Consider the following 3,324-nt stretch of genomic DNA (forward strand, 5'->3'; position numbering starts at 1 on the left):
ATGGCCGATTCGATCCTACAAACTCGTCCCGGAAGCTACACGAGCATCGTGCAATGAAGAGCAAGCAAGATGCCTCGTAAGTGGCATTGTTGTCTTCGCCGTGTCCAATCCCAGCACGGGACGTAAATCGGCGGGCACGGCGACGTTCGAATACGGCGTTAGCTTTGCTTCGGGCGCCGCCAAGGTGTTTTCCGAAAATGGAAAGACCCTATCGGCACAGCGCTAACGAGCATCCTGCGATGGATGCCTACCCCGCTAAGCTGCTCCCCATGGCCTTTGAATGGGTGCCCATGACTATCACCGCGCCACCATCGCTGAGAGGGAAGCGATGGCCGAGATTAGCTGGGCGCTTCGAGGGAGAGCCGGAGGGCGCAGGCTTGCTCCCTGCTGCTTTTGGCTGCCGTGATCCTCATTGGGTCGGGCTTCGCCGCAGCTCAGACCAACGATTGGCAACGGAGCGCGCTGCGGACATCATGCCCGCCATCAAGGCGTTGCAGGCAAGCGGCGCAACGAGCCTGTGGGCCCTCGCTGCCGGACTGAACGCGCAGGGCATCCCGACCCCGCGCGGCTCAGACACGTGGAGCCCAGCCCAGGTGGCGCGGGTGCTCAGCCTACCTCTGCCTAGCACTACTTTGGCAGATTGATTTATTGCAACTTTTCACGGATGGCTCTTCGGCACCATCGGCATCGCTCAGATAGCGGCCGAAGAAGGCGATTGACGATGGCGTGGCGCACCGCCGGCAAACTTGGCTGAGGCGGAGGTCCGTTGATTCTTTTTTTTCCGCCCCGCTTGCGCGAGGCGACGGTGTTGTAAGAAGGCGTAGGCGATCATGGTCATCAATGCGTGACGGTGAAGACCTTGCCAGGATCGCCCCTCGAAGTGATCAAGCCCAAGTTCCTCTTTCAACTGCTGATGCGCTTGTTCGCAAATCCATCGTGCCTTGATGGTGGCGGCCAGCGCGCGCAGATCTGTCGAGACGGGCAAGTTGGCGAGATAGTATTTTTTCTCCCCAGAGGCACGTTGCTCGCCGATGAGCCAAGCCTCGTCGCCTGGCAGATGCTGTTGTCCCTTATCCCATATTCGCTGAGGAGGTCCGTCGGCGGTGCGCACACGGACAGCAGCAAATCGAGCTTTCAGCCGACCTTTGGTCCCGTTTCGCCAACTCACAGTTTTCCATTTGGCGCTGGCCAGCATATCTTCGGCCGCGATCGATAGAATATCCGGCACATGGTGCTTACGCGGCCGACCACGAACTTTGGTCGTCGGCCAAATGAGCTGCACGCCGACCGGATACACCTTGAGGTGACGAGGGATGCCAACGGCCCAGGCCAGCCCGCGTGCCGTGAGCCCTTGTCGAAACGGCGCACTGAGGCCGTAGCCAGCGTCCGCCAGCACACAACCGAAGCGCACGCCGGCTGCCATCGCGCGATCAATCTCAGCCAAAGCGATCTCTGGCTTGGACCGTGGCGATCGGTAGTCGACCGGTACGCCGGCGCGCTTCAACCGTGCAACATCGCTGGTCCAGCTCTCGGGAAGGAAGAGACGCAATGCGATCATCACCGGCACTTCACCACGCGCGAGCGTCAGCGACACCAATGTTTGGCAATTTGCCGTTTTGCCAAGCGCCGAGGCATATTGAGCCGCAACCCCGACCGAGTGTTCGCCCTTCTTCGGCACCGCGGTGTCGTCGATAACCAGCACCGCATCATCACCGCCGACGAGCCGGTCGGCCTGCTTGAGCAGCTCTGTCTCCAGCGGTGTCGCATCCCAGACGCCATCGGCGATGAAATGGTGCAGCCGATCGTAATCGCCCGCTGCAAAGCGCTCCGCCATCGGTTGAATGCTCTTGCGCTCACCGGGGCCGATCAGCCCTTCAATGTAACGCGGACACATCCGCCGCCGGGCCTTGTGACCCAAGCGATCCAGGAATGGCTTCAGCCAACGCTCGAGCTGGTCTTCCCAATCCGACGCCGCGTTCCCCATGGTCGGCCCTCCAAAAGCCGACCCCCTATGAATCATTGAAAAATCGATTCGGGAATCCCGACAGGCTCACTAAACCGACGAATCTGCCAAAGTAGTGCTAGGGTTCAGACTCAATTGATCCAATAGGCGACGATGGCGGCGAGGTGGACGGCAGCCAAGAAATTTCTTGCTAGTTTGTCGTAGCGAGTTGCGACACGCCTGAAATCCTTGAGCCGGCAGAAACAGCGCTCGATAACGTTGCGTCCCTTATACGCGCGCCTACTGAAGCTGTGGAGGGTCACCCTGTTGGATTTGTTAGGAATAACGGGCTTCGCGCCGCGATTGACGATTTCGGCGCGAAAGCCGTCGCCATCGTAGCCTTTGTCTCCAATGAGGGTAGACATGGGCGGCGCGAGTTTCAAAAGGACCGGCGCTGCGGCAATATCTGCGTCTTGACCCGGAGTGAGATGAAATGCGCAAGGTCTCCAATCAGGATCGCTCAGCGCGTGGATTTTCGTGGTCCGCCCGCCGCGCGAGCGGCCGATCGCCTGTTCATGGTCCCCCCTTTCCGCCGCTCGCCGAGCGATGCGCCTTGATCGAGGTGGAGTCGATCGACAAAGTCACCCCGTCCTTGCCGCCGCGGGCGAGCGCTTCAAAGATCGCCTGCCAATGTCCGCGCCTGGCCCAGCGATTGAAACAATTGTAGATCGTCGTGTAAGGACCATGGTCGGGCGGGCAATCGCGCCAGCGCGCGCCGCACTGAAAGCATATGAATGACACCGCTGATGATGCGTCGATCGTCATCGCGCGCTGGCCCGGTCTGGTTCGTTGGCAGATGCTGCTTTATCCGAGCCCACTGCTTGTCGTTGAGCCAGAACAGTCCTTTGCGCATCGAAGTACCCCGTGCCGAATCAACTCGGGGCGAGGGAATCAGAGTTCTCTAATGAGGTACAGACCCTAGGTTTCCGACAGGGACACCCACGCTTCTGCACGATCCGAAGAGACTAACATTCCGGATCATGCTGTAGCCACGATCTCGCAGGGTCCCTGGCCTTGATGCTTCGGCCGAGACCCGCGTTTACATCACCGCTTCAAGAACATCTCGCTCGCGAGACCTCCTATCTTGCCGGGCACTGCTGACCGGTCGGCAGCACGCATCCCTTGTCGCCAGGTCTTGCTGCGGCAGGGGGCGGCGGTGGCGGCGCCGGTCGCGCAGCCGGAGGCGGCGGCGGGGGCGGAGGTGGTGCCGGTCGCGCAACGGGAGGTGGCGGCGGTGGCGGCGGCGGTGCCGGTCGCGCAGCAGGAGGTGGCGGCGGCGGAGGCGGCGGTGCCGGTCGCGCAGCAGGAGGTGGCGGCGGCGG

Annotated in this window: 1 protein-coding gene and 2 pseudogenes; 1 reads left to right on the plus strand and 2 read right to left on the minus strand. The window is 61.4% G+C overall.

Annotated elements, in window-relative coordinates:
- Window positions 1-226: pseudogene (locus ACFFWD_RS18260) on the plus strand (hypothetical protein); the annotation flags it as partial.
- A 465-nt stretch (window positions 227-691) separates the two neighbouring features.
- Here the strand turns inward: ACFFWD_RS18260 and ACFFWD_RS18265 are convergent.
- Together ACFFWD_RS18265 and ACFFWD_RS18270 are read right to left on the minus strand one after the other, a co-directional pair.
- Entirely contained in the window at window positions 692-2,020 is a 1,329-nt protein-coding gene (locus ACFFWD_RS18265) for an IS701 family transposase (RefSeq protein ID WP_376967541.1), read from the minus strand.
- A 74-nt stretch (window positions 2,021-2,094) separates the two neighbouring features.
- Window positions 2,095-2,855 (minus strand): annotated as a pseudogene (locus ACFFWD_RS18270) (IS5 family transposase).
- Window positions 2,856-3,324: the final 469 nt, after the last annotated feature.

The sequence above is a fragment of the Bradyrhizobium erythrophlei genome (assembly GCF_042430365.1).
Taxonomy (GTDB): Bacteria; Pseudomonadota; Alphaproteobacteria; order Rhizobiales; family Xanthobacteraceae; genus Bradyrhizobium; species Bradyrhizobium erythrophlei.